This is a genomic window from Paenibacillus qinlingensis (assembly GCF_031455095.1).
Lineage (GTDB): Bacteria > Bacillota > Bacilli > Paenibacillales > NBRC-103111 > Paenibacillus_E > Paenibacillus_E qinlingensis_A.
Genome location: NZ_JAVDSB010000006.1, coordinates 46517 through 71972 on the forward strand (window position 1 = coordinate 46517; position 25456 = coordinate 71972).

Annotated in this window: 23 protein-coding genes; 13 read left to right on the top strand and 10 right to left on the bottom strand. The window is 44.1% G+C overall.

The features are described from left to right. Positions 1-188 precede the first annotated feature (188 nt). Positions 189-668: a 23S rRNA (pseudouridine(1915)-N(3))-methyltransferase RlmH gene (gene rlmH, locus J2736_RS17610; RefSeq protein WP_310499901.1), complete on the top strand. Its 480-nt coding sequence runs from the start codon at positions 189-191 to the stop codon at positions 666-668. Between the two features lie 7 nt (positions 669-675). Here the strand turns inward: rlmH and J2736_RS17615 are convergent, their stop codons facing one another. From J2736_RS17615 to J2736_RS17625, 3 genes are all read right to left on the bottom strand, one after another. Further along, a complete protein-coding gene (locus tag J2736_RS17615; protein ID WP_310499902.1) occupies positions 676-1416 on the bottom strand; it encodes an isocitrate lyase/PEP mutase family protein in 741 nt (246 codons plus the stop codon). Between the two features lie 35 nt (positions 1417-1451). Then, positions 1452-2510: a bifunctional transcriptional activator/DNA repair enzyme AdaA gene (locus tag J2736_RS17620; protein WP_310499903.1), complete on the bottom strand. Its 1059-nt coding sequence runs from the start codon at positions 2508-2510 to the stop codon at positions 1452-1454. Between the two features lie 323 nt (positions 2511-2833). Further along, positions 2834-3760, bottom strand: a complete 927-nt coding sequence (locus J2736_RS17625; protein WP_310499904.1) for a ketopantoate reductase family protein — start codon at positions 3758-3760, stop codon at positions 2834-2836. Between the two features lie 158 nt (positions 3761-3918). Here J2736_RS17625 and J2736_RS17630 point away from each other — a divergent pair, with 158 nt between their 5' ends. After that, entirely contained in the window at positions 3919-4479 is a 561-nt protein-coding gene (locus J2736_RS17630) for a TetR/AcrR family transcriptional regulator (protein WP_310499905.1), read from the top strand. A gap of 131 nt (positions 4480-4610) precedes the next feature. Here the strand turns inward: J2736_RS17630 and J2736_RS17635 are convergent, their stop codons facing one another. Beyond that, positions 4611-5348 carry an adenylate/guanylate cyclase domain-containing protein gene (locus J2736_RS17635; protein WP_310499906.1) on the bottom strand — a complete coding sequence of 246 codons (738 nt, stop codon included), beginning with the start codon at positions 5346-5348 and terminating at the stop codon, positions 4611-4613. A 140-nt stretch (positions 5349-5488) separates the two neighbouring features. After that, complete coding sequence (locus J2736_RS17640) at positions 5489-5728, bottom strand: hypothetical protein (protein ID WP_310499907.1); 240 nt, start codon at positions 5726-5728, stop codon at positions 5489-5491. Between the two features lie 273 nt (positions 5729-6001). Between J2736_RS17640 and J2736_RS17645 the strand changes: the two genes are divergently transcribed. From J2736_RS17645 to J2736_RS17660, 4 genes are all read left to right on the top strand, one after another. Next, entirely contained in the window at positions 6002-6781 is a 780-nt protein-coding gene (locus J2736_RS17645; protein ID WP_310499908.1) for a formylglycine-generating enzyme family protein, read from the top strand. Positions 6782-6918: 137 nt separating this feature from the next. After that, positions 6919-8658, top strand: a complete 1740-nt coding sequence (locus tag J2736_RS17650) for an ABC-F family ATP-binding cassette domain-containing protein (RefSeq protein WP_310499909.1) — start codon at positions 6919-6921, stop codon at positions 8656-8658. Positions 8659-9012: 354 nt separating this feature from the next. Further along, positions 9013-10761 (top strand): methyl-accepting chemotaxis protein, encoded by a 1749-nt coding sequence (locus J2736_RS17655; protein ID WP_310499910.1) that lies wholly within the window; start codon positions 9013-9015, stop codon positions 10759-10761. 228 nt (positions 10762-10989) lie between these two features. Beyond that, positions 10990-11238 (top strand): NHLP leader peptide family RiPP precursor, encoded by a 249-nt coding sequence (locus J2736_RS17660; protein ID WP_310499911.1) that lies wholly within the window; start codon positions 10990-10992, stop codon positions 11236-11238. Here the strand turns inward: J2736_RS17660 and J2736_RS17665 are convergent. Together J2736_RS17665 and J2736_RS17670 are read right to left on the bottom strand one after the other, a co-directional pair. Further along, positions 11204-13123: an ATP-binding protein gene (locus tag J2736_RS17665; protein WP_310499912.1), complete on the bottom strand. Its 1920-nt coding sequence runs from the start codon at positions 13121-13123 to the stop codon at positions 11204-11206. The genes J2736_RS17660 and J2736_RS17665 overlap by 35 nt on opposite strands. 180 nt (positions 13124-13303) lie before the next feature. Beyond that, complete coding sequence (locus J2736_RS17670; RefSeq protein ID WP_310499913.1) at positions 13304-14269, bottom strand: helix-turn-helix transcriptional regulator; 966 nt, start codon at positions 14267-14269, stop codon at positions 13304-13306. Positions 14270-14370: 101 nt separating this feature from the next. On the opposite strand from J2736_RS17670, the gene J2736_RS17675 reads away from it, so the two are divergent. The 3 genes from J2736_RS17675 (at position 14371) to J2736_RS17685 (ending at position 17053) form a co-directional block, all read left to right on the top strand. Then, on the top strand, positions 14371-14850 hold the full coding sequence (locus J2736_RS17675) for a GyrI-like domain-containing protein (RefSeq protein WP_310499914.1): 480 nt from the start codon (positions 14371-14373) through the stop codon (positions 14848-14850). Between the two features lie 23 nt (positions 14851-14873). Further along, positions 14874-15341, top strand: coding sequence for a phage tail protein (locus J2736_RS17680; protein ID WP_310499915.1), 468 nt, complete (start codon positions 14874-14876; stop codon positions 15339-15341). An 872-nt stretch (positions 15342-16213) separates the two neighbouring features. Next, complete coding sequence (locus J2736_RS17685; RefSeq protein WP_310499916.1) at positions 16214-17053, top strand: Fic family protein; 840 nt, start codon at positions 16214-16216, stop codon at positions 17051-17053. On the opposite strand, the gene J2736_RS17690 is transcribed toward J2736_RS17685, so the two are convergent. Further along, on the bottom strand, positions 16988-17413 hold the full coding sequence (locus tag J2736_RS17690; protein WP_310499917.1) for a hypothetical protein: 426 nt from the start codon (positions 17411-17413) through the stop codon (positions 16988-16990). The two genes, J2736_RS17685 and J2736_RS17690, sit on opposite strands and share 66 nt — an antisense overlap. Positions 17414-17829: 416 nt before the next feature. Here J2736_RS17690 and J2736_RS17695 point away from each other — a divergent pair, with 416 nt between their 5' ends. Continuing rightward, a complete protein-coding gene (locus J2736_RS17695; protein WP_310499918.1) occupies positions 17830-18663 on the top strand; it encodes a LamG-like jellyroll fold domain-containing protein in 834 nt (277 codons plus the stop codon). A 67-nt stretch (positions 18664-18730) separates the two neighbouring features. On the opposite strand, the gene J2736_RS17700 is transcribed toward J2736_RS17695, so the two are convergent. Continuing rightward, entirely contained in the window at positions 18731-20998 is a 2268-nt protein-coding gene (locus J2736_RS17700) for a helix-turn-helix domain-containing protein (RefSeq protein WP_310499919.1), read from the bottom strand. A gap of 333 nt (positions 20999-21331) precedes the next feature. Between J2736_RS17700 and J2736_RS17705 the strand changes: the two genes are divergently transcribed. Genes J2736_RS17705 through J2736_RS17715 form a run of 3 tightly spaced genes read left to right on the top strand, consistent with a single transcriptional unit; the run spans position 21332 to position 24711 of the window. Then, entirely contained in the window at positions 21332-22225 is an 894-nt protein-coding gene (locus tag J2736_RS17705; RefSeq protein ID WP_310500098.1) for an ABC transporter permease, read from the top strand. 15 nt (positions 22226-22240) lie between these two features. Then, entirely contained in the window at positions 22241-23107 is an 867-nt protein-coding gene (locus J2736_RS17710) for a carbohydrate ABC transporter permease (protein WP_310499920.1), read from the top strand. Positions 23108-23166: 59 nt separating this feature from the next. Beyond that, positions 23167-24711 (top strand): extracellular solute-binding protein, encoded by a 1545-nt coding sequence (locus J2736_RS17715; protein WP_310499921.1) that lies wholly within the window; start codon positions 23167-23169, stop codon positions 24709-24711. Between the two features lie 88 nt (positions 24712-24799). On the opposite strand, the gene J2736_RS17720 is transcribed toward J2736_RS17715, so the two are convergent. Then, the gene (locus J2736_RS17720; protein WP_310499922.1) at positions 24800-25441 is read right to left on the bottom strand and encodes a TetR/AcrR family transcriptional regulator; all 642 of its coding nucleotides are present in this window, start codon (positions 25439-25441) and stop codon (positions 24800-24802) included. Positions 25442-25456: the final 15 nt, after the last annotated feature.

Genomic DNA, 25456 nt, shown 5'->3' on the forward strand with positions numbered 1-25456 from the left:
TGGAGTTGGTATAACTCTGGGCTTTTTTGGCGTTAACAGGTGCTATTGGTGCGTATATACTTCGAATGGTATGATGGGAGGAAATGAATAAAAAAAAAGAATGAACGATTATCTGAGAAAGAATGAATCGATAAATAAGAAAGAATGAATGGATAAAAGATTGAGATAAAAAAGGGGAACGAAACGTTATGCAGATACAGATACTGACCGTTGGTAAATTAAAAGAGCGCTATCTCGTGGACGGGATCGCGGAGTACGTAAAGCGTCTTGGCCCGTATGCCAAGATCAGCATTGTGGAGGTGCCGGATGAGAAGGCACCGGAGAACATGAGCCCTGCTGAGGAGCAGCAGGTTCGGGATCGTGAGGGCGCGCGGCTGCTGGCTGCGCTGCGCCAAGATGTGTACGTCGTGGCGCTGGCCATCGACGGCGAGATGTGGTCGAGCGAGCAGCTGGCGGGCTCGCTCGATAAGTTGGCCACCTACGGGCGGAGCCAGGTGGCTTTTGTTATAGGCGGCTCGCTGGGGCTGTCCAGCGAGCTGCTGCGCCGTGCGGATATGCGGCTGAGCTTCGGCCGCATGACGCTGCCGCACCAGCTGATGCGGCTGGTGCTAGTGGAGCAGATTTATCGCGCGATGCGGATAAATCGGGGGGAACCGTATCACAAATAAGGGCAAGTTAAAATTCCTGTAAAGCTAAAGCTCTACTGCTGGCTTGTTTTAGAGCATTCATTAACTGCAAGTATGGATGCGGACCATAGCTGATGCGAGCAACACCTAATGCGGCCAATCTTTGAAGAGATGGCGACTCCGGGGAGATCATCACGTTAACGGGAATTGGAGATTGTTGGCACAAGTGCTCGATGAGCTTTTCGTTGCACAGACCTGGGACAAAGAACCCGTGGGCGCCAGCTTCCGCATAGACGAGTGCCCTTTGGAGGGCAGCTTCTATATGTGCTTCATTGTGTTCACTTGCAGAGGTTTGGAAGAATATATCGGTGCGAGCGTTGATGAAAAGAGGAATCGACGTATGTTGGACGGCATCTCGCACAGCTGCGATACGCAAGGCGTGCTCTTCTGCGGAATAAAGTTGAGATCCATCAATCCACTGATCTTCGATATTGATACCTACTGCTCCGCACTCGATAATCTTTAACACGTTCTCCTTGACGATTTGTGGAGACCGACCATAACCGCCTTCTATATCAATCGTAATGGGCAGATCCACGTTATTATAAATCCGCTGAAGATTCGATAGAACAAGGTCGAAAGGGAGCGCCTCGCCGTCGTCGTACCCATGCGCAGCCGCTACTGACCAGCTACCGGTAGCAATGGCCTGAGCACCGGCTTGTTGAACGGTTCGTGCGCTTCCGGCATCCCATGCGTTGACGAGAATGAGCGGGCTGCCGCTTCTATGCAATTCGTGAAATTCTTTTGCTTGCTCAAGTTGATTTTTCATTTGTTCGAAACCCCTCTTTTCTCATGATTTAGAAACCATTCTTTGCGTGCGCTGCCTCCTCCATATCCACCGAGCGCACCGCTGGAGTTGATCACACGGTGACAGGGAATGACGATCGCCAATTGATTGGCGCCGTTCGCTTGCGCTACCGCGCGATAAGCAGTCGGTTTGCCAAGTGCCAGCGCGATGTCAGCGTAGGAACGTGTTTCCCCTGGCGGGATTTGTCTTAATTGATCCCACACGCTTTGCTGAAAAGGTGATCCTATCGGATGTAGTGGAGTCTTCCATTCGGTTAACGTACCTTCGAAATATTGAGTGAGTTCTCGTTCTATCGATTGAATAGCTACTGTCTGTCCGGGAATAATTGCCGCTTTCATTCTTTTCCTTAGCCGCGCAACTTCGCTTTCTAATCCTCTGCGGTCTACGAACTCCAAGAGATACAGCTCGCTTTCGTCCGCTATGGCTACCATAGGGCCAAGCATCGTGTCTAGCCACGCTGCTTTGAGAATTCGGCTATCGTCCAGACGTGTAGGAGGCGCGCCCATGATGCGAGAAAATGCGTCTCTGAATCCACTGCTGGAATCGTAACCTGAAGCTAATTGCGTGTTAATAATTTTTTCCCCCGATCGGATACTCTTCAAGGCTAGTCCCATTCGACGGGATCTGGCGTATTCAACGAATGTCATACCAAAGCGCTTCTTGAACTGACGGCGTGCAGTAGATTCGTCGATAGACAAAGCCCTGAAATCATGCCCCTTCCAGCGCTTCTCTGGGTTCTGCTCAACCGCCTCGACGAGGAATCGGACGATATCCGAGACTTGATTCGGATGTGACAAGGGGCGGCAACGCTGACAGGGACGGAAGGAAGCTAGAAGTGCCTGCTGTGCTGTCTCGTAGAATTCGCAGTTAGTGTACTTTGGTTTTCTAGCCGGACAAGTCGGTCGACAAAACACACCGGTGGACGTGACGCCTACATAGAAGACGCCTTCGTATTCAGATTTTTTCTCAACAAGTGCTTTATAATATTCCGCTTTACGTTCCTGGTTATCGATCATATTGACACCTACAAATTAAGAATAAGTTTATTATACCCTGCGCTTACGACTTCTGTAGCCGAAAATCAGGCATCTATTTTAGAGAAACGTGACAATATTCAAGGCTCGTAGGTATGCATCTTTAAAGAAAGGGCCCTCCACAATGATGTGAAGGGCTTTACTAAATAACGGGAAAGTCAATGCTTTTAAGAAGAAAGTCGGAATGTATAAAAACTTGCCGTTACAGTCAACGCGGTGAACCCTACCATAAATAACAGCGATTTTATAAATGAGCGCGAGGAACCCTAGACAGAAAATGATTTTTACCAATACCGTGGGTATCCCTATTCTGTAATTAGGTGTTCTACAGCGAAAAGTCGCGGTGCCTTTATGCCGTGCCTGCGAGCTTCCGATATAACTTCCTGTACGGCGTAACCAACCTTAAAGTGGTTATGCGCCAGAAGTGCATAAGGCATGCTTTTAGGTGAAAATATAACGCTCAAAAGAAATCCAACAACTCTCGGTGGTAGGGAGCCTACCACTCTTGTCATAACATCATGCTTGGAGCCTTTTGCCTTCAAAACAGGGATCATTTCTTTCATATTACGAGCAATTCCAATGAGTGCTTCGGGTGAAGAAACTACGTTTTTAAAACTTCCGCTTTTCAAAACTTCGACTTCCATTGCAACGTTGAATGCGAAGTGGTTCCAGAACCAGCTTCGAGGATCCTTTTGAACCATTATCTTGAAGCCTGTTTCAGCAAAAAGCTGGCGAACCTCTAAATCTCTTTGGCTAGGCTTAGATTCAAATGTTCCAAATTGAACTGTCTTGTAAACACCGCCGTAGAGATTGTTTCCTTCAAATCCACCGCCACCGCCGGGGAAGCCGAAAACAACTTGACTGAGCGGAATCGGATGAACAGCTGATTGAGGATCTTGCCAAAAGTTATTGAAAAACAGAACAGTTGCCTGTCCAACTCTTGGCGCAAGGTACGTTACCGCACTGGATACTTGCTCGGGGTTAACACTCAAGAAAATGAGGTCATATTCGTGATCTTCCTTTATTTCCTCGTGTGTTACAATAGGCCATTTTTCTTTGACTAGCCGTTCTTTTTTGCTCCGCCTTGCATCCCATAATTCTAAGTTTACATGTGAGCCATAGTGCGCCTTCCTACCTTCACGAACATAAAACTCAACGGTATGGCCAGCTTTTTCAAACGCCCAAGCGTATTGTGTTCCAACAGCACCACGACCGAAAAAGAGTATTTTCATAAATCTTCCTCCTTACTAAACGAATGTTGAATTTTCAACAAATGTTTGATACTTTTAGCGTATTGATTTGTGGAGGCAGTTGCAATAGTTACATTTGCTTCGACTGTTGAGAACTCAACACATTGCGCTAATTTGTTGAATAGCTGGAGGGGAATTCAGTGGATAGAAGAATACAAAAAACAAGACACTCAATTATGAATACTTTTATCGACCTATTGGCTGAAAAAGGATTTGAGAAAATAACGATCAACGACATTGCCGAACGTGCAAACATAAACCGAGGGACGGTTTATCTACATTACGTAGATAAATTCGACTTACTTGATAAGTGTATTGAAACATATGTGGAGTTGCTGTTACATCACTGTGCCAATAGTGCTGATACCATTCTAAGCGTAAGCGCATTTCAAAGCGTATTTGAATATTTGGAGAAAAATTTTACCATTTACAAGTTACTTCTTAGCTATGAGGGAGTTGGATTTTTTCGCAACCGCTTATATGCCATCATTGCGCAAACAGTAACCGAGGTTGTCGGCATAAAGTCAGGAAACAGCGCACTTTCAAATGATGTGACCACTCATTTTTTGACTTCCGGGTTTATTGGCGTATTGGAGTGGTGGATCCATAACTCGATGCCTTGCAGTGTGCAGGAAGCTGTTGAGCAACTTCTGTATGTACTAGAACCGTACACCAAGCACCTTGTATCACACCAATCGTAAGCGTTAATGCCGCAACTTAATCAAACAATGAACTTTGTCTTCTAAAATAGACAGAGGCCATCCTCAATAGGATGGCCTCAAAACTTGCCGCGCATAGCAATATGTGTCAGTTTAATACCGGCTAGGTTACATTACAACGGAACAGCGTAGGCAACAACGGGTTGATCAATACCCTTCAGGTTATAAGTATGGGGTTCCAAATGTGGATAATCGGCTTTGATGCAGTGATAGGCATCGTCTGATATTAAGATTTCCCCGTTTTGGGCTGCGCCTTGAATTCGGGAAGCTTTATTGACAACAGACCCAATAATCGTGAAATCCTTATAAGCTGTGCCAAATTCGCCTATTGAGGCCGTACCTGTATGAATGCCAATCCCGATCTTCACCGGGGCATCCACGCCTGATATAGCTGAAAATTCGGACTGCATATCTCTACATTTCCTTTGGATCTCTATGGCGGCCATGACAGCCTGATGGACGTGATCGTGCCGCTCCAAGGGGAAATTAAATATAGAAAGCACCGCGTCACCGATCATTTTATTAATAATACCATCTCTCTTCCAAATCGCCGGCGCGCATTCATCATAAAATTTCTCTAACAACCGTGCAATATCAGCTGGATCGGCATGTTCCGATAGACGGGTATAGCCCCTTAAGTCGGCAAACATGACGGTGGCCTGGATTTCGATCTGTTTGTTTTTCTTAACCCTTGTAAACATAGATTCACAAATCGTGCATAGATTTGGATGCATTCGGCTAGGTTTTATTCCCATAATGCGAAAAGGAATAGATATCGGGCTGCGAATAAAGATCGGCACCTTCATTTGTTGCCAGCATCCTTGGCAGTACACGCTCTTGAAATCACCCATATGTGCAACCTCTTCCAAAGAAGCGTTCAAGCTTCTTAAGATATTTACTTAAATATACAATATTTTCTACTTAGGCGCGATGGGTATGAAGCATCTTGATGGGCGCTTGACACCGAATTTTCACCTGTCTGTCATGCAGGTTATCCCACACCATCACTTTCTAACAAAGAGTAAAAATGATCACGGTCTTCATTATCGAATTTGCCAAGCGCCCGTACCCTAACAAATTCATGCCCGCCAAACATATCGATTTCCTCGCCGGAACTATTGTAGAGCGAGATCATATGGCCATCCCGATTCAGCTCCATATACCCGTAACAAGTAGCCTCAGGCGCTTTGCCATAAAGGAGCAAAAACTTAATTTTTTCCACGCTGTTCATGCAGATCTCCCTTCCTTATTCCTCATCGGTCTGAAGAATATTTTACGTGACACCGGATGAATTGGAAAAAGCGATAACACCCCGCATACCTGCAATATCATTCTTATTTAGAAAGCATAAGGGGGATCTCCCGCAATGTCGCACATTCGCACATTATCTCTTGACGAGACGCGATTTGGGGATTATGATAACGTGCCGGTTTATTGAACAATAGAAACAAGCTTACTAAACATCAAAACTTGCCGTTCATACGGAGATAAGCGGGTGGTTATCATGCCAATCCAAAAGTACGGAAGTGACAGAGAACCTATTTTAATCGAATTAATGAATATGATGGTGCCAGTAAAGGAAGGAACCGTTGAATTACGCGATTATGTTAATACGGATAAATGGGTAAGTTCTGATTACAAGTTATCGAATCCTGGAGGCCATAAAAAGGTTATTACAAGAACGGAGACGATTGAACTTTTCTATGTAATGAAGTATCCAGTAACACAGCAGTTGTATCATTTTGTAATGAACGAAGAAGAAATAGAATTAATTTCGAATAATCTACCAATTACCGGCGTTTCGTGGCTGGATGCGATTGTTTTTTGTAATGAATTGTCTAGAATGCTTGGGAAGACTGAATGCTACACCATCGCAAGTGAAAGTGTGAACACGATATATAACAAGTCAGCGAATGGCTTTCGATTACTATCAGATGCTGAATGGCAATATGCGTGCAAAGCGGGTACCGCGGGACATCGGTATGCAGGAATTGATCAAATTGCATGGTATCAAGGAAACGCTAATGGATCAGCTCAACAAGTGGGACAATTACTTCCTAATCCATGGGGGCTTTTCGATATGATTGGGAACGTCTGGGAGTGGTGCTGGGACCTATATGATACGCAACGATATGGGAACTATAGAGTCTTCCGCGGTGGCAGTTGGGCTGAGATCGAGAACAATTGTGGTTCTACGAGTAGAAGGAAAAGCATGCCCGATTTTAAAATAGATGATCTTGGTTTTAGAATAGCTCTTTCAACGAGATCATTCGGCCCTATTTGAAAAAAGTAGCATGGAAATTTGACCCCATTGAAGTTGGTTATAAACAGTGTTACTCTTACAACGGTATACTCAAAAACTATATGCTGAAATACATCTAAATAATAGTCACCATTTTAGTTAAAAAGAAAGGTAATACGATGATAAAAGTTGATAACTTATCCTTCTCATTTCCGCAAAAAGAATTATATACAAACGTTTCATTTACGCTTGAAGAGGCACAACATTGCGCTTTTATAGGTACAAGTGGCAGTGGGAAAAGTACATTAATTGATATACTGATGGATCCAGAAAGATATTTGTTCGAGGGCAAATTAGAAATAGACCCGACTTGTAATATTAGGCATGTTAGTCAATTTCCACAATTCGACAAAACGAAAGAAATAACTGTTTTTGAATATTTAGGGGAAGAATTTATTAAAATACAAGATGAAATAACAGCTATCTGTACGGAGATGGAAACATCATCGGATATGGATGCGTTATTAGAAAAGTATCAGTTGGCTTTAGACACATTTGATACCATCGGCGGGGCTGATTTTGAAAGTAACATTAATAAGAAACTAAATCTAGCCCACCTCATGAAGCTCAAAGATCTTAGGGTATCCGACCTGAGTGGCGGGGAAGTCAAACTGATTCAAGTGATGAAGGAAATGCTTAGTAGTCCTGACGTATTGATAATGGACGAACCCGATGTATTTTTAGACTTTGAAAATTTAAATGCACTTAAGAATCTGATTAATTCTCACAAAGGCATACTGCTAGTTGTTACGCACAACCGATATCTATTGAATCACTGTTTCAACAAAATTCTACACCTTGAAAATAAGGAAATCCAAGAGTTTGATGGGCGATATATCGAATACAACTTCTCATTACTTCAGACAAAAATTGAGCTGCAAGAAATCGCAGTCGCTGAACAAGAAGAAATTGAGAGATACGATAACATTATTGATAATCTTAGAGCTATCGCAACTTATAATTCAGAAGCCTCTAGAGGTAGAGCGTTAAAAGCTAGAGTTAGGTTTCAAGAGAGATTGGAAGCGCGTAGAATTAAAGCGCCTTTTGTTGATATTAAGCAACCCCAAATTAGCTTTGACATTGAAAATGAACTGGAAGACACCATCGTTGTAACTGTCAATAATTACAGTGTTACGTTTGATGAGTTGCTTTTAGACAAGGTTAACTTTGAAATAAAATCCACAGATAAAGTAGCCATTATAGGTCCAAATGGTACCGGAAAAACGACTTTACTCCGAGATATTTTTAATAATAACCATGCTTCAATTGAAATAAACGCTGATGTTAAAGTGGCTTATTTATCTCAGAATCAAGGTGAAGTACTCAAAGATTCGAATACAATCCTAGAAGAATTCATCGATGCCGGGTTTCAAACGTATGATGAGGTAAGATCGTATCTTTTAAACTATGGCTTTGAAGGAGAAATCGTTGATCAAAAGATAGCATCTTTATCTGGTGGAGAAAAAAATATACTTCAATTGGCTAAAGTTTCTGCTAGTAAAGCAAATCTGCTGCTACTTGATGAACCGACAAGCCATTTAGATACTTACACACAAGTAGCTCTGGAGAAAGCCATTACGGACTATAAAGGTGCGATTCTCATGATTTCTCATGATTTCTATTCTGTCGTTAATGGGATGGATTATGTGTTAATCATTGATGATAAGACGATTAGAAAGATGAGTATGCGCAAATTTAGACAGATGATTTATGCGAGCCATTTTGATAGAGACTATCTAGAAAAAGAACAAAATAAAAAAGCAGTTGAAATGAAAATCGAACTGGCTTTAAAAGATACTAATTTTGAACTGGCAAAAGTATTGGTGGAAGAGTTAGAAGAGCTGATTAAATTGCTGTAGTTATGACGGAAGGGGCGTCCAATAGGGCGCCCTTTTGCGTTTAATTTTGCTTCACAGCAAGCTTGGACAGCTTAGCCCCATGCAGCATGCCTACTCCCTGAGGGATTAAGAAAAATGCAGCAATAATAATCGAATCGTTACGAACATTTTGAAATAGTGGTAAAGCGGAGAGTGGGGATAACAGTTGTTAAATAAATCTGTACACTGAGTTAATAATCTCTTGTTTGATCATCTCCATGCAATATTATAATGTTTGTGATATTGGAATGGCTGTGCCTACCACGAATTCTTCTTGGAAGAAGAATTTGAAGAGATTTATGATGACCTATCTTAGATAACGAAGAGGTGTATGTTTTGTTACGCTGGTTCAAACGAAAAAGTCTCCTGTTCAGCAGCTCACTGATTCTGTCTCTCGTTTTTTTACTTATCATCGGGATCATGGCTTTTCTCCTCTACAACACGCAGAAGAACGCCGCGTATGACGAGTTTATCGACCTCGGAAGCAAGCTCAGCGCTCAAGCACAAGCTAATCTTAACCATATTGGACTGCTCACACAAGCTGTCAATACCAAGGGGCCCACGCCGGATAACGATGTGCAAACCTTACAGTTCATGCTCGATAGCATGACGGATAAGGATATCATGACCAATGCTTATTTATTATCAACCGTCTCCATAGCTAAAGCTGACGGCACTTACGTGCCCAACGTGCTGGCCAGTAAGGAGCTCGCCGTCGCAGGCGTAAACATCGGCAGTGAAGTTCGCCCTCCAGACGTGTTGCTGGATGCGATCAAACAAGCGGTTAAAGGACAAGCTTCCCTTTCGGCTACGTACAAAGATGCATATGGCACCTGGATTTCTTACGTGTCGCCGATCGTCGACGCGAAAGGCGAAACAATCGCCGTGATCGGGCTGGACTACGATTATGGGAAAGTGCAGAATCGAATACATCTCATTCTGGCCAAAGCCATTGGTATCGGCTTGCTCGTCACTCTGCTAGCTATTGCGCTTGTTCTGGTGCTCGTCCGCCTTGTCGTCCGGCCGCTCCGCTTGCTCGCGCAAACGGCTGCAATTGCCGCTCAAGGCAACCTAACTGTCACGGTGCCCGCATTCGGAGAGAATGAAATCGGTCAGGCGGCAAGCTCATTCAACGAAATGATCGGCAGCCTGCGCACCTTGACGGTCCATATTAAACAAACCGCCGGCGAAGTCGCCTCTTCTTCCGGCAATCTGAAAGAAACCGCTGGCCAAACGGCTATGGCCACCAACGAAATCACGCTGGCTATCCAACAGGTGGCGGAAGGCGCTTCCACGCAGTTGGTAAGCATGGACGAATGCCTGCGGGCAATGACTGAGATGGCCGTCGGCATTCAACGCATCGCGGAATCATCGTCGTCGGTCTCGGACTTGGCTATGGAGACGACGGAGCAAGCCGTAAATGGCGAACAGGTTATCAACCGCACCGTGGATCAGATGCAGACGATCGAGGATCAAGTCGTTCAAGCGGCGGCAACAATGGAGGAGCTCAATGCGTCCAACAGTAAAATCGGCGACATTCTTAATCACATTGCCGATGTCGCCAACCAGACGAATCTGCTTGCCTTGAACGCTTCCATTGAAGCGGCCAGAGCCGGCGAGCATGGTAAAGGCTTCGCTGTCGTCGCTCAAGAAATTCGCAAGCTGGCCGAGCGCTCCAAAGAGTCCTCGGAGGAAATCGCCGCTATTCTGCATGCCATTAGCTCCCAGGCCGGCGAAGTCAGCGAGGCCTTGTCCACATCCGCCAGACAGGCGCGCATCGGCACGGAGCTTGCCGGAACATCCGGTAAATCGTTCCGCGCCATTCTGGAATCGGTGAAGCAAGTATCGGAGCAGGTGCAGGAAGTATCCGCCGCTTCCGAGCAAATGTCCGCTTGCAGCGAGCAGATTGCCGCTTCACTTGAGGAATCAGGACGCAACGCTGAAGCAGCTTCCAGCCACTCACAGCAAGTGGCCGCGGCGTCAGAGGAGCAGCTTGCCTCCGTCGAAGAAGTCGCCAGAGCCGCTCGTCAGCTCCGTTCACTCGCTGGCGAGCTAGATGATGGCGTGAGCCGGTTTCAGGTGTAGTACAATATGTACGCCTATGTTCATTGCTTGGAGCTTGAGTAAAACAGGAAAAGAACCAGCGATGGCTTCGGTTCCTTTCCTGTGTAACTATGAGGGCACCTGGATTTGTTGAATGATGGCGAATTTGAAATTTATTTGTCTACAAATGGAAAACAATGGTACAAAAGATCTAGTTCCATGGTATTATGAAAAGGAAGGATATCCTAAATTTTGAAGGGTTGTGTTGTCATGTCCACGGATGCATTGAGAGTGAAGATTATTCAGAAAGCTTGGGAAGACGCCGATTTCAAGGCGCGCTTGTTGGCAGATCCACGTAGTGCGTTGAAGCAGGACTTCGGCATTGAAGTTCCTGAAGATATTGAGCTAAGTGTACTGGCAGAAACACCTGCTCATTATGCGTTGGTCATTCCCCCGCAACCAGAGGAAATGGATCAATTGAAATCTACTGGGGCAGAAGTGAAGTTTTCTTGGAACTAGGGTTGGAAACGAGAGGGAATCGGACGATGGCTTCGGTTCCTTTTCCTTTTTCACTGTAGAATTCTAAGGTGCCCTCCATGACTTCGATGATACGAAAGGTAACCATCAGGCCAAGGCCGGTTCCTTTGGATTTCGTTGAGAAGTAAGGTTCTCCTAGTTTCGCGATCTGCTCCGGCTCCATGCCTTCGCCATTGTCTACAATGCGGATGACTGCGATTCCCTCCTCGGCCCAAGCGTTGATGGTAATGTGGCCATTTTCTTGAATGGCCTCGATACTATTCTTGATGATGTTGATCAATGCTTGTTTGAACTTGGAGGAGTTGCCCAGAATGATTTGAGGTTCGGGCACGTGGACCTCCATCTCACCATTGTTCAGCAAGATCAGCGGCGTCATCATGGTTTCGATCTGTGCGAGTTCATGCTGCAAATTCAGCTCTACCAGGGTATCCAGCTCCGGTTTCGCAAAGGTCAGGAAGTCCGTTATGATGCTTGACGCTCGATCCAGCTCCTGAATGGCTAAGCTAAAGTAGGACTTGTCGTGATCCACTGATTTTCCAGAGAGTAGCTGTAAAAAGCCTCTTGTGACCTGAAGCGGGTTGCGCACCTCATGAGCAATGGATGCGGCCAGTTCGCTGATGATCTCCATTTTCTCCGTCCGTTGCAGTTGGTGGTTGTAAAGCTCTAGCTCCTTGGAGTAGGATAGGAGCCGGGCATAGTCAGATGCAATGCGGCGGTTCAGGATTATCACCAGGGAACCGATCAGAATGATGATGCCAAGCTTCCAAAAACTGAATATACGAAGTGTATCTATCGCGTACATCAGCGAGAGATCTGCCACACTACAAAGGGTAAAGCTCAGAATACCCAGGGAGAGGATCCGGGAAAGCGGATTCCGCATGGCGTTCCGAAAGGCGAGGACGCTGACGAGAATTAATTGTCCGATAATGAGCGGTGCACCCAGCCAGAAGGTCAGAAACCCGTAAAGAGAATACAAGGGAGTTCCGATGATTTTGTACAATACCATTATGCAGAAGCTAATCAAATAATAAACGACGAGCCAGCGGAACACCCGCTTAAACCATGGGTACCGACCTTCAAATATATGGATGACGAAGTACAGCAGAGCAGGAAACAAAATATAAATAGACGTATCAAATAGAAATACGAAAACGTGTCCAAGCTCAGGAAAATAGTAGTAAGGCATAGCCGAGTAGGTCATGATTAGGATGCCGCTGCACATGACGAATAGGGTCAACGCCAAGGCGGTGCTGCGTTGGGACCGGTTTAGGTACCAGGAGCAGAGAAGCATCAAGAATGACAGGAAAACGAATCCTCCCCCCAGCAACAAGTTAGGCAGTTCCTTGCGGACAGCTTGCCGGGAGTTTTCGGGAAGCTCACCAAGCTGGACAGCACTGCTGATGCCTGCCCGTTCCTTTGCCGTGAGCCGTAGATAGAGATCGCTAGTTATCTCAGTATGATCAAGCGGCAGTTGGAGAAGGGTGCGCTCGAAGTCAAAGTTGTGATTGACCTGATAGACGGGCCTGCCTTTCTCATAAACCATTACGTTCATGGCGTATAGACGTTCAATATACAACCCGGGTTTGGAAAGGTTGGACGTCGGGGGAACCGTCAGGTGAATCCATGCCCCGACATTCCCTTCGGGAATGGCATCGAACGGGTGCTCAGCCGTGGCAGACAGCCACTCTCCGCCTATGTCAGGTAGGGCCTCTTCTGGAGCTCCCACAGGAATCCATTGCACTTCCCAGGTGCTTATTGGAGTATTGGTGGAATTCTCCGATGAGCTTAAATTGGGATACAAGAGCAATGCCAAGAAGGCAGCTCCGCCTAATGTGAGTAGTAATAAGATTAATTGAAAACGCTTCATATGCGCACCTCTTGGGGGAATAACCCAAAATTTTCATGTATACCTATAGATTCGACAAAATTATGCATACATCCTTTCGTTGCCGACAAATTTTTACAAATCCCTTTATGCGCCAAAAGACCCACTTCATAACCGTATACGAACGGATAGAAGAGGGTCTGCATTTAGATTATGGCATTTTTACGTATTCCCCAAAAGAACCAATCTTTCCCGTAAACCTTCCATAATCTCTTTAGGCATTTCCCTAATCGTGATATCTTCACCTAAGAAAAGCAGCCAATTTGTGATATCGGCCAATTCATCGGAGTGATGAACATGGATGAAAGTTTTTATAATACCCGTAGACTGATAAGGATTCGTGTATGCAATTGACATGTTTAACGGATGGTATTTTTTGAACTGAGCAATCGCATTTGGACCAAGTTCAAGGATGAGGTTGAAGACTTTTTCCTGTTTGCTCAGTTGTTCTAGAATTTTCTTCTTGGTTATTCTCTTTTTCCCAGTGTAAGGTGTAACATCGGTGAGATTGTCGACTGGAATAACCCGCCGCTTCTCTTCCTCTAGGTCAAAGCCTTCAATTTGCCAAGAACTTTTTTCACGATATAAGTGCAAGAGATAAATGGGATAAGTCTTTATTTCATTTGCTATTTCGACGGAAACTATGAAGTAGCTTTCCATAATAATGATTTGGATAAGCTGTTCTAGCATAGGATGGGGCAGATCTGACAGATCAAGCAGGTCGGGATTGTGAGGGTTGGTTCCCTCAAATAGCAAGATTTGATTTAACAGAACAAGATCATCTTGCTGGTTTTCGGAGATGAGTCCGAGTAATTTTTCGGCTAAAGAGTGGCGACTCTTGAGATAGGGGAGTTGTTGATTTCTAGTGGCCATGAAGGCAATAAACAAGGCTTTTATCTCATTATCGGTGAAACGGACAGTTGGTAGGACGGAATTTTTCATGACAAAATAACCCCCGTCTCTCCCGACTTCAGCGACAAGCGGCATTCCCATCGACTCAATTTCTCTGATGTCTCTAATGGCTGTTGAACGAGAGATAAGAAATTCCTGCATAATCTCAGAGATGGTAAAGTGGGCTCGGTTGTTGATATACCGCATGATGATGTTAATTCGCTCTACTTTTTTCATCGGGTCCTCTAAACAGTATCATATTTTGACATGGTTTATCGTTATTATAAACCTATCAAGTAGAAAAACAAATCATCCATTTGAAAAGAGGAGAGTTCATTATGACAATGTATACCCTTGAGGAAAAAGACAGCTTTATCGTTCTAGGTATTGGTACGGAGCTGAAGAGCAATTACACAGATTATGTTGGTATCAACAAGGAGAAAGAGAACTTTTGGCGGGCCGTAGAGCAAGACGGAAGGCTTAACACTTTAAAATCGATTGCTACAAACGACTACATTTTTGCAGTAAATGAAGCGGTAAATCACAAGATGATGTATTATGCCGGGGTCATGACAGGAGCAACGGTTCCAGAAGAACACAGGATGATTCAATTCCCTAGGGGACAATACCTCGTTGTTAAAGGCGAAGGAAAGACAGCGGAAGAGTTGAGTAATAGACTTACTGGTATTGCCTTTGGTCAAGTTTTGCCAGAAGCCCAAGATTTCGCCTATGTTGGCGGGCCCAATGCAACGGTTGAGATGGGTCAGCAAGACGGACTCGTCTATGGTGAAGTTTGGGTTCCTGTTGTTGGTAAATAAGCGAGGTCATGGGAGGGATGAACATGTCACAGATCGTTGATTTTAAAAATGTGTCTACAGTTGGTTTAGAGTCATCACCTGTAGTTGAAGCGCTTGCTGGTTTACGCGCGAATGAAGCCCGTTATTTTATGAACAAATATAAGCATGAATTTACAGTTGTACCGGCTAGGGAGAGTCAGGAGGCTCTGGAGTATGCAAACCGAATTCTGAAAGAAGAACGTGGCATTGAGTTTGCGGCCAAGCCGTTAGAAACGTCTCGTTTTCAAGTGGAAAACATCCAATTTACGTATGTCTTTTATGAGGATGGTCTGGGGATCAATGTCATGTATACGGTTGATGACCCTAAGAAGCGGGCTGTTGGTTTTAAGCTTTCTGAGGGGATGGAAGTACCTAAGGAATTGGAAGAGAAGAAGTTTAAATTTGCTAGACAAAAGTCCAAACTTGCGGGGACGATTCGAGGTTCATTCTTCGTGATTAAAGGACAATATTAAGGTTTCAAGTGTGATAAGATATGGGGACGACAAATTGTGGTTTTGAATAAATATTACCGTGTAAAGGACTGCCGAGAGCAGTCCTTTTGTACTTTTATTGGAACTATCACATGTTTGGGAACTAATCCGCAAGTAATTTGTTATAAATAATTTCCGCAATCATGCATATGTATAAAGTAAATTCCCCTAATATGAGGGGAAATATTATTTGGGTATATAGATTTCTTCTTATGTTAAGACTAATAATACTTTTTATATAGAGGTGTTAATGATGAAGGTTGTATGTCCATCGTGCAAGAGAGATGTGAAAGTTAAGATGAATGGGAATGGACGTTGTATTTGTGGTGCAAATATAAAAGTATTGGATTAATTGTATCTAATAAGTAGAATCTAAGTGTAAAAATATAAATAATTTTATACATAGAACTAGACAACACCGATTTAGTGTGTAAAAATTACTTGTAAATAGTAAATCGGCGGTGAATAGATGAGACATATACATAAGATCTTCCATGAAACTAGCGCTAGTGGATTTAATAAAATTTATGAGGAGAGATTTAACTATCATTCTAACGTGAGGTTTGGAATGCATATCAAACCTATGGATCAGTCTACTTTTTTATGAATTATATTATGTACCGACAAACAAAATGATTAGGATGATTAGTGACCTTTGCATAATTTCGAGAGAGTTTAACAATACCTTTGGAAATCTGCCGAAAGTAGCACAGAAACAATTTATTATCGAGTGTATCTCGGAGGAATTGTATAATACAAACCAGTTAGAGGGAATAAGAAGTAGTAGAGAACAAATTGTTAGAAGCACTAAGGACGTAATGTTTAATAAAAAGTCAAAGAAGAGATTCGAGAGTATGATAAAATCATACTTCCGTCTGCTCGATGATTTTGAGTTTCCTCAAACCTCAAAAGATATTAGAAAAATATATGATGATATTACACAAGGTGAAATTGACTCGCAGGAACTTCCTGATGGGGAGATTTTTAGAAAAGAAACTACTTATATTTTTATGAAAAAATCAGGTAGTGGTAAGGTTGTTCATCAAGGGATTACACCAGAATCAGAAATAATTAGTCTTACCGAGAGATTACTAAACTTCATAAATAATGATTCTGACATACCTAATTTAATAAAAGTGGCAGTTAGCCATTATTATTTTGGTTACATACATCCTTTTTATGACGGAAACGGAAGAACTTCTAGATTTATTAGTAGTATGTACTTGTCAAAGGATCTAGGAAATATCTCTACATTATCTTTATCTAGAGGATGTAATAAGTATAAAACTAAATACCTTGAGGCTTTTGAAATTTCCAATAGTATTAGAAGCAGAGGGGAAATGAATAGTTTTATTGAAACGTTTCTAGAAATCATTATTGAAGCACTTAAGCAGATGAATACAGAATTGAAAGAAAAAAGTCTGTTGCTAAATATGGCATTGAAGAAGTTAGACGATGAGCCAAAGTTGCAGGGTTTAACGAAAAATCATAAAGATATTATGTTTGTTTTGGCCCAAAATCATTTCTTTGATTCTAGTAGTGGCCTGACTGTGAGTGACTTAGCTGAAATGTTTGAAAAGTCGGCAGTAACAATAAGGAAAATAGTTAAAGAGTTACTCGACTTCTCACTAGTGGAACAAGAAGGAGAAAGGCCGGCATATTTCTGTATTAGACATAAATACTTTGAGGAATGAACAGCTGCTTACTGAATGCAGGGCTATCAAATGGCGTACGATCTCAGAAACGAGATTGTACGCCATTTTCTTTTTACTGCTTCGCAGCAACCTTGGAAGCATTAAAAATAGGGAAGGAACGATCATGATGACCATGAGGATGCTCGCTGTTAAGAAACCGGCTTGATAGGCAGATGCCAAATGGGAAACATCCGGAGTCGTAACTTTCAACTGATTGACTATCATCCAATAACTCGTATGTTGATCAAACCAAGTAAAAGGAATTGTCCCGACTAAAGAAATTACGATCGAGATGATGACAACAATTTTGGCACCGATACGGTCAATCATTTTCCCGATTAGGGGCCTTACAAGCAACATGCCAACCCCCTGAGGGATTAAAGATAAGGAAGCGACGATGATGGAATCATTGCGCACAGAAGGATGCGCTAAAGCTTCTAAACTTAAATAAGTTTAAGGGCATGAAGACTGTTTTCTCATTCCGAAGTGGTTTTGGTATTGGTAAAACCCGTCATCTCCGCAGGCGCAGTGATACCGTAGATAAAAATGCTTCACACTTTTATCGATTATGACGAATTGTTTGGCTGGATTAAGATTTCATCATCATCCCAAAACGAAGTCATTTTGAAGTAAGCCTCTACCCGATAAGATGAGAATAACGGCGGTGGAGGGAGGGAAGTGGAACGGCTGACGACCAAGTTCAGCGCGTAACGGGTATAACTAGCGCAGGTGTAACGGAGCAAGTGATTTGCCAATAGGAGAGGAGACGATTGACAATGAGAAACCCTTTTTCATTCCGAATGTCCAAGCTTACAGCCACGATGATGACAGCTATTCTGCTTTCCGCCTGCTTCAATTTTTCTTCGTCCGTACAGGCAACCTCCACCTACGACACGGCTGTACTAGCTGACAACCCCGTTGGATATTGGCCTTTATCCACCACGGTAACGACCGATCAATCCGGTAACGGTATGAACGGCACCTTTACCGGAAGCCCAACGAACACGACGATGCCGAATGGGGACGCAGCACCGGTATTCAACGGGACGAATCAATATTTTACAATTCCGGATAACGACTATCTGGAGGTTACGCGCACAGGCATCTTGACCGTAGAAGCTTGGATGCGGCCGGATACGCTGCAATTTACGAATTATGAGAGCAGCGGCTATGTGCATTGGATGGGGAAAGGGACGTCTGGACAGCATTCTTGGGTGGCTAGAATGTACAATCAGACAAACACCGAAAACCGTCCAAACCGCATCAGCGGGTATTCATTTAATTTGAGCGGGGGCCTAGGCGCAGGCTCCTACTTCCAGGATACGGTGACCACCGGTCAATGGATTCACTACACTTTGGTGATAAATACCGTAAATACCAACTCCACGTACACAACAGGCTATACCAAAGTGTTCAAAAATGGCGTCCTGCGCGACCAAGATAAGCTGTCGGATTACAGCATCGTGCCTGGAAACGGCACAGCTCCAATGCGAATCGCCACGCGAGATCTCGCGTCGTACTTCCAAGGCGCAATCGGCAAAGTCGCCGTGTACGATTATGAGCTAACGCCGACCAAGCTGGCTGCGCATTACAGCGCGATGACGAACTAAGCTGCATCGCAGCTTAGGTAGAGAAAAGGACGATCCGCCGAAGCGATTCGGTGGGGATCGTCCTTTTTCATTGAAATCGAGCTCGCCTGAACTCGCTCGGTGTAATGCCTGTATGCTTTTTAAACATGCGGTTAAAGGAAGCAATTGTGTAATAGCCGACAAGCGTGGAGACGTCTTGGATCTTGAGGTCGGTCTTCTCCAGCAGCTCCATCGCTTTATTCATACGAACCGTATTCACATAATCGCTAAAGTTAGTGTCTGTTTTTTCTTTGAAATAGGTGGATAAGTAAGCCCCTGTAATGTTCAACTTATCAGCTAGTAAGTCCAGCGATAGATCGCTGCCGAAATGCTCATTAACGTAATTCGTTACAAAACTGGTAATGTGGTCGGTCGCTTCTTTCTTCTGACGAATATCCGAGGCGGACTGCGTTAGGATTTCTTTGAAAAATTGCTGAAATTGCTCAAGTGTGCGGCAATTCTTGAGAATATCCGCCGGACTCCGCTTGTCATCGAGCAAGGAGATCGGATTATGGCTGGAATAGAGCGTTTTAATAATTAAGTTGACGATTTCCTTGGCAAGGTCATGGATTTGCGCGTAGGAAGCGCCTCGTTTGACGGCGAGCTCTAACGTTTTTGAAACGATAGGAATCGTGATGGATGGGTTACCCGAAGTCAAATTCGCGGTAAATTCTTTCATATTAGCCGTTGTGAACCAGAGATCCGGAGGCAGTGTTTCCTTTTCCCGAATGATTTGGACACCTTCCCCAAGCTTCCGTTGTTTGGCTAACAGCAGCGTGTTTTCGAAAGCTTCGTTGAAAATAAAAGCATTGTCATGGACAGGGCTCACGGCAATGGTGACGGAACAATAGGAAGCATCTAGCTCAAATATTTTTTTGATATCAATTAATAGATTATCTAATACGGAAAGCTCGGAATCGTTGGTAAAAATAATCGTCAGAATTTGATCTTTCTCAATTTGGAAGGTCAAGGCGTCTTTATAGGCCTGAATAAACTGCGATTGAACGAATTCCTTAATGTAATACGAAGCACGATTAGGATCCATGTCCATGGCGGCTAGCTGGTTGTCGATGTACATCAGCTGGTAGAGAACGATGACGTAGGGCTTATCGGAGTCAATGGATATTTTTGCGTCCTCAATATCGGTGTGAATCATTTTCACCTTATTTAAGTAGGCGTAATGCTTGAGCAAGGAATTTTTACTTAGTAAGTCGCGGTTAATCGTTTCATTGGTTAGAAACAAATCATGCAGCTTCTGGCTAATGACATTGAACTCGCGAATTGGACTGACAAAGGGAGCACTTTGGTGACGATCCATTTGTTGAATGGAACTGATGATGGTGGTGAGCGGGTTGTTAAACCGCTTGGCAAAGAGAATGGACATGCCGACTCCGATGATAATGGAAAGGAATATCAGTCCAACCATAAACACATTTAGCTTAAAGAACTGTTCGGAAATCGTAGCGAAAGGCACGATCAACACATAGGTGTTCCCGGTCACTGACCCCTGCTTGTAGAAATAATAATTGGTGCCTTCCAAATAATAACCGGAACTACCGGTATGCGGCTTTAAATGCAGTGGATCCTTGCGACTGGATACAGCATACGTTGTGCCTCCAGCGTCATCTAAAATGTAGAAGTCGGAATCGGCTTGAAAATGGCTGAAGGCCTCAAACATTTGATCGCTGTCTAGCAAGGCTATGATGGATAAGTTGTCTGTTGCGGCGCTTTTGAAAAGAACGGGATTAAAACTCCCAAAACTTCTCGTAGAGAAGCTTGTACGTTCTTGGAATTCCGCAGAAGGGTACACCCGGAAGGAGAGCGAGGATTTGCCGGTTTCCGTTGCCCAGAACTGCTCAGGATAAGTGGGGGACGTATAGAATTTGCTGAACATCATTTGCGCATCACGGGATCCATCTTTATCAATAACGAAGTCACGGTTCGGAAAGTAGTAAATGATGTTATACAAAGAAAGCTGATTGTTCGCTAACACATTTTGCAGCTCGCGTTGCACCTGACTTGAAATAATAAAGTCGAGCTTCTCGGGGTTATTTTTGAGCGCTTCGGTATGGGTGTTGAAGTATAGGCTGACTAGAAGGCTTTTAATTAACGAAATGTTTTTCTCATAGCTGGCTACAGTCGTATCGAGATTCAGAGAGCTGTTCTTAATGATTTCTTCCCGAATGCTGCTTCGGAAGAAGGTAAAGGAGGCTACATTAAAGGATACGAGCAGCAAAATGATGATAATGAAACTGATCAATAGTCGGTAGAACAAGGACGTGCTGTATCTTTTTCTAGGGACATAGGCGGTTTGCATAGTCGTCTCCTTTCGCTAGCCAGTAGTATGTGGAAATTATAGCATGGTGAAATTTCTGGTGTGAGAAAATATTTACAATTCCTTATATGAATTTTTACGATTCTTATTATTATTCTCGATTTTGAGAAATTTGCGAATGAGTCGATAAGGAAGTGGATAGTCGGCACGGCATTTTTCCGATACGATGGGCTTGTCGATACAGAGCCTCAATAACCAGAGGGCGCAACCCACATGGAGAAAAAGGAGAGATGACTATTGCGTACGAACCCATCGGCCGCCACGACACAGAAGACTGTTTCGCAAGCGAATCTCCGGTCGAAAAGAAGTACCTATCTGAAGCAGTGGAAACGAGGGAAATATTTATTTCTTCTCTTTCTGCCTACCTTGCTGTTTTATTTACTTTTCAAGTACGTTCCTATGTTCGGCTTGGTCATTTCTTTTAAAAATTACAATTTGTTTAAAGGTGTCTGGGCAAGTGAATGGGTCGGATTGAAGTATTATAAGCTGTTTTGGGAGAATCCCGACTTTTTTAAGCTTATTTACAACACGTTCATGCTCGGGGTCTACCGGCTAATCTTCGGTTTTCTTGCACCGATTCTATTGGCGCTCCTGCTAAATGAAGCAAGGCACGCGTTCTTCAAACGATTCGTACAAACGGTCAGTTATTTGCCTCATTTTATATCCAATGTGGTGGCGGCGAGCATGGTACTTATGTTCCTTTCGCCTTCCAGCGGTATCGTTAACCACCTGATTCAAGTCTTTGGCTTTGAACCGATTAACTTCATGGTAATGCCAGATATGTTCCGCTCGGTCTATGTCATTTCGGAAATCTGGCAGCATGTCGGCTGGGAGACCATCATTTATCTAGCGGCCTTGACGTCAATTGATCCACAGCTGTATGAAGCGGCGGAAATGGATGGCGCAAACAGATGGAAGAAGATAACGAGTGTCACGCTCCCCGGAATTACGCCGGCTATTGTGATTGTCTTTATTCTGAATGTGGGGCACGTCCTCGATATCGGGTTTGAAAAAGTGTTTCTGCTCTATAATCCTGCCATCTATGAAACGGCTGATATTATTAGCACCTATGTGTACCGGACAGGGATTGGTCAGGGCAACTACAGCTATGCGACGGCCATTGATTTGTTTACAGGGATCGTCAGTTTAGTGTTCATATACTCCGCCAACTGGATCAGTCGAAAAACGGGCGAAACTAGCTTGTGGTAGAAGGGAGGTACGCTTATGAAAACGAAATTTGGTGTGACAGATATGCTGATCATCCTGGTGCTGCTTGGGGTGGTCGCCGCAACGCTGTACCCCTTTGTGTATATGTTGGCCGTCTCGTTTAGCGATAGTGCTTCTATTCTAAAAGGTGAGGTTACGCTTTGGCCTAAAGGATTCAACGTGGAGATGTACAAAATCGTCTTACACGATCCGCGTATTTCCTCCGCTTATATTAATACCATTCAATATGTGCTAGTCGGCACCTTGGTATCACTCATTATGACAGCCATGGGCGCGTTCGCGATTTCTAAAAAGGAGTTGCCGCATCACAAGCTGTTTACTCTGCTTATTGTGTTTACGATGTTTTTCAGCGGAGGCATGATTCCTACCTTTCTCGTGGTCAAAAGCTACGGATTAGTAGATAGCTTATGGTCCATGGTGCTGCCTACGGCCGTCAGTACATGGAATCTCATCGTGATGCGAACTTTTTTCTCTGCAATGCCCAAAGAGTTGGAAGAATCGGGTAAAATGGACGGATTAACCGATCTCGGTATTTTCTTTCGGCTCGTGCTGCCGCTTTCCAAAGCGGTGCTTGCGACCATCGGACTTTTCTATGCCGTCGGTATCTGGAATAACTTTTATTCTGCCTTACTCTACCTGCGGAATCAGGATATGTTCCCACTCCAAGTTGTTCTACGCAATATCGTCTTGCAGGGGCAAATCAACTCAGCTAACGTATCCAGCGTAGGCGGCGATAATTTGGTCGTTGATGATGCCTTGAAATTTACAACGATCCTTGTTTCCACCGTACCAATCCTCCTTGTGTATCCGTTTCTGCAAAAATACTTCGTCAAGGGGGTGATGATTGGTTCGGTGAAAGGTTAGTTCATATTCAGTGATAAAAAGGCAGTGGGTCTAAACAAATGAAAAGGGAGATGGGTTCTATGAATAAAACAATAAAAGGGATTTCTATTTGTTTAGCTTTGGGACTATCTATGACGGCAATCGCCGGTTGTTCGACGAGTACGAACGAGACTTCGACGGCAGCGCCTGCTGCTAGTGCGGGTTCAACGGCTGCAGCTCCTGCGCAAGTGGTTAAACAAACCTTTACTGCGCTCAATTATTCAAATCCAAGCTGGCCTTACAATAAAGATAATATTGCCTGGAAATTAATCGAAGAGAGAACGGGCGTTTCCCTAAATGTGCAGCTGCCGTCCGGGAAGCTGGATGACGCGCTTAGCGTAACCATTGCTTCGGGTAATTTGCCCGATTTGATGATGACGCAGGACAAAAAGCTAGCGGATAAGTACGGACAGCAAGGTGCGCTGGTTAATATTTTGGATTATGTAAATGACATGCCGAATTTAAAGAAATGGATGGAAAAGTATCCGGTGGATACGCAAAACACGATTTCGTCGGATGGCAAAATGTATATGTTCCCGAATGCAGGAATCGGGGAAACGAATCGCATGATTTGGATGTATCGCGATGATATATTTAAGAAGCTGGGGCTCTCTGAGCCGAAAACGTGGGATGAACTATACACAGCACTTAAAAAAATAAAAGAAGCTTATCCGAAGAGCTATCCGCTTTCTTTCCGGAACGGCTTGCAGCGTCTCTTGAATTTTGCTCCAGCCTTTGGCACAGGTTCGGATGTGTACTATGATTTTGATAAAAAAGAATGGCGCTATGGTCCGTTAGAAGATAATTACAAGCAGATGATTGTGTATTTGAATAAATTTTATAAAGAAGGACTTATTCCTCCTGATTTCTTATCAGCAGATACGAAGCTTTGGCAGGACCTGATGTCGACAGAGCGAGGATTTGTCACAGTCGATTACATTGGACGAATTGATTTCTTCAATTCAGCTTTGCGCAAGGATAAAGCGGACTTTAATCTGGCTTTCATGGGAGCGCCGACCGGATTTGCAGGTGCCCCTGCCAAAAATGCGTACACGCAATATTTAGACGAAGGCTTCATGATCGCGACATCTTCCAAAAAAATCAAAGAGATTATGAAGTTCATGGATTTCTTCTATAGTGAAGAAGGTAAAACCTTGGCTAGCTGGGGGAAAGAAGGCGTCACGTATAAAACGGAAAATGGCAAGAAGCAGTTCATTGAGAAATTCACAGATGTAGCGGATATGAGAAAGAAAACCGGTATTTCTACGGATGGTACTTATGCGTGGATCGATTATGATGCTCATCTGTCTCTCTCATCGCCTGAACTGCAGAAGGCATATCAGGAAGCGCCAAAATATGATAGTCAGCAGCAGCCTCGTCCCGCGTTCACAAGCGCTGAGATGGAAACCCTCTCTCTAAGCGGGGATACGATTATGAAGAAGCGCGATGAGAACATTTCCAAATTTATCGTTGGCGAGCGTAGTCTTGATGATTGGTCGAAATATGTGAGTGACATGAAGGCGTTAGGCGTTGATAAAATTGTGGACATTTACAAAAAAGCGTATGATCGGGCTTTGAAAAAATAAGTCGGAAGCTCCCCCAAATAGAATAAACGCAAAGAAACGCCGTTTCGTAAAAAGAACGGCGTTTCTTTGTGGACTTTGTAAGTGACTCTCACTCTTGTTTGTGGGGCTTCTGCACGAGGGGCAGGAAGATTTTATCAACGATCTCGATAACGGCATCGTCCGTCAGTGGCACATGAGTCGTGAGCAACTCGAATCGCACGAGGTCAACGGGAAGAGTGATCATGCGTTCGGGGAGTTCATCGAGTATCACCTCGCCTCGTTGCTGAGCGCTGCGCAGTATGTTCGTCATGGCAATGGCAAGCGGATCTTCCGATCTCGGAGGCAACGTCAACTTGGAATGAAGCTCGTCCCCGTGGAATTCGACCATCAGGCCGTGAATCGTCTCAGCCCCAATCATTTGCAGCGGTTTGATGATTCGCTCTAGTAGGGTAAGCACATCTTCTCTCAGATTTCCCGTATCGGGAGCTTCGAGAGAAGGCGTGGGTGTATGTTTTATAAGAGCGGCGACGATTAATTTCGCCTTGTTCGGCCACCTTCTATAGACGGCGGTCTTATTTGTCTGCGCTCGAACGGCGACAGCTTCCATTGTTAGTCGGGAATAGCCGGTCTCCGCCAATTCCTCCCACGCGGCGGTTAGGATGGCATTCTCCAGAACGTCTCCACGCCTCCGCGATCCCGCTGTTTGTTGCTCCTCACTAGTCTTCTTGCGATTATGCGATTGTTCCGCCATATCGGATTCCTTCTC

Coding starts and splice junctions, on each gene's coding strand:
- rlmH (WP_310499901.1), top strand. CDS start 189: ATGCAGATACAGATACTGACCGTTGGTAAATTAAAAGAGCGCTATCTC.
- J2736_RS17620 (WP_310499903.1), bottom strand. CDS start 2,510: ATGATCGATAACCAGGAACGTAAAGCGGAATATTATAAAGCACTTGTT.
- J2736_RS17625 (WP_310499904.1), bottom strand. CDS start 3,760: ATGAAAATACTCTTTTTCGGTCGTGGTGCTGTTGGAACACAATACGCT.
- J2736_RS17635 (WP_310499906.1), bottom strand. CDS start 5,348: ATGGGTGATTTCAAGAGCGTGTACTGCCAAGGATGCTGGCAACAAATG.
- J2736_RS17640 (WP_310499907.1), bottom strand. CDS start 5,728: ATGAACAGCGTGGAAAAAATTAAGTTTTTGCTCCTTTATGGCAAAGCG.
- J2736_RS17645 (WP_310499908.1), top strand. CDS start 6,002: ATGCCAATCCAAAAGTACGGAAGTGACAGAGAACCTATTTTAATCGAA.
- J2736_RS17650 (WP_310499909.1), top strand. CDS start 6,919: ATGATAAAAGTTGATAACTTATCCTTCTCATTTCCGCAAAAAGAATTA.
- J2736_RS17660 (WP_310499911.1), top strand. CDS start 10,990: ATGTCCACGGATGCATTGAGAGTGAAGATTATTCAGAAAGCTTGGGAA.
- J2736_RS17665 (WP_310499912.1), bottom strand. CDS start 13,123: ATGAAGCGTTTTCAATTAATCTTATTACTACTCACATTAGGCGGAGCT.
- J2736_RS17670 (WP_310499913.1), bottom strand. CDS start 14,269: ATGAAAAAAGTAGAGCGAATTAACATCATCATGCGGTATATCAACAAC.
- J2736_RS17675 (WP_310499914.1), top strand. CDS start 14,371: ATGACAATGTATACCCTTGAGGAAAAAGACAGCTTTATCGTTCTAGGT.
- J2736_RS17680 (WP_310499915.1), top strand. CDS start 14,874: ATGTCACAGATCGTTGATTTTAAAAATGTGTCTACAGTTGGTTTAGAG.
- J2736_RS17685 (WP_310499916.1), top strand. CDS start 16,214: ATGATAAAATCATACTTCCGTCTGCTCGATGATTTTGAGTTTCCTCAA.
- J2736_RS17690 (WP_310499917.1), bottom strand. CDS start 17,413: ATGTTGCTTGTAAGGCCCCTAATCGGGAAAATGATTGACCGTATCGGT.
- J2736_RS17695 (WP_310499918.1), top strand. CDS start 17,830: ATGAGAAACCCTTTTTCATTCCGAATGTCCAAGCTTACAGCCACGATG.
- J2736_RS17700 (WP_310499919.1), bottom strand. CDS start 20,998: ATGCAAACCGCCTATGTCCCTAGAAAAAGATACAGCACGTCCTTGTTC.
- J2736_RS17710 (WP_310499920.1), top strand. CDS start 22,241: ATGAAAACGAAATTTGGTGTGACAGATATGCTGATCATCCTGGTGCTG.
- J2736_RS17715 (WP_310499921.1), top strand. CDS start 23,167: ATGAATAAAACAATAAAAGGGATTTCTATTTGTTTAGCTTTGGGACTA.
- J2736_RS17720 (WP_310499922.1), bottom strand. CDS start 25,441: ATGGCGGAACAATCGCATAATCGCAAGAAGACTAGTGAGGAGCAACAA.